This is a genomic window from Polaromonas sp. P1_G2 (genome assembly GCF_056405515.1).
Genome location: NZ_JBFUBY010000548.1, coordinates 1 through 953, shown reverse-complemented (window position 1 = coordinate 953; position 953 = coordinate 1). Strand labels below are relative to the sequence as shown.

The following is a 953-nucleotide window of genomic DNA, read 5'->3' as shown; positions in this document are numbered from 1 at the left end:
CTATCGAGCAACCATAAAACCAGTCGCGGCCGGCCGGCCCGGCAGCGACAACTGCGCCGAGACTTCGGGCGTCTGCGCCAGCAGCATTCCCTTCTTCCAAACCTTCAGCCGATTCGCCCGCAAGCGGATCGCCTCCACCGGATCCCGCGTCTGCAGCAGCACAAAACTCGCGTCGCAGCCCACCTCCAGCCCATAGCCTTCGAGGTGCATCACCTTCGCGGCGTTGACCGTCACCGCATCAAAACACTGGCGTATACCTTTCTGGCTGGTCATCTGCGCCACGTGCAGGCCCATGTGCGCGACTTCGAGCATGTCGGCGCTGCCCATGCCGTACCAGGGGTCCATCACGCAGTCGTGGCCGAAGGCGACGTTGACGCCGGCGGCCATGAGTTCGGGTACGCGGGTCATGCCTCGGCGTTTCGGGTAGCTGTCGTGGCGGCCCTGGAGTGTGATGTTGATCAGGGGGTTGGCGATGATGCTGACGCCGCTTTCGGCGATCAGGGGCAGCAGCTTGGAGACATAGTAGTTGTCCATGCTGTGCATGGAGGTGCAATGGCTGCCGTTGGCGCGGCCCTGCAGGCCCAGGCGCTGGGTTTCATACGCCAGGGTTTCGATGTGGCGCGACAGCGGGTCGTCGGATTCGTCGCAGTGCATGTCGACCAGCAAGCCGCGTTCAGCCGCGATCTCGCAGAGCAGCTTGACGCTGGCGGCGCCGTCGGCCATGGTGCGTTCAAAGTGCGGGATGCCGCCGACCACGTCCAAGCCTTTGGCTAGCGCGCGCTTGAGGTTCTCGACGCCGCCCTGGCTGCGCAGCACGCCGTCCTGCGGGAAGGCGACCAGCTGCAGGTCGATATAGGGGGCGACTTGTTTCTTCACTTCGAGCAGCGCATCAACGGCCAGCAGGCTGGCATCGCTGGTGTCGACGTGGCTGCGGATTGACAGCAGGCCTTTGG

Annotated in this window: 1 protein-coding gene; it reads right to left on the bottom strand. The window is 64.4% G+C overall.

Annotated elements, in window-relative coordinates; genetic code table 11:
• The coding region (locus AC1D0P_RS26090; protein WP_477679376.1) for a cytosine deaminase at positions 1 to 953 on the bottom strand (953 nt) is incomplete at its 5' end.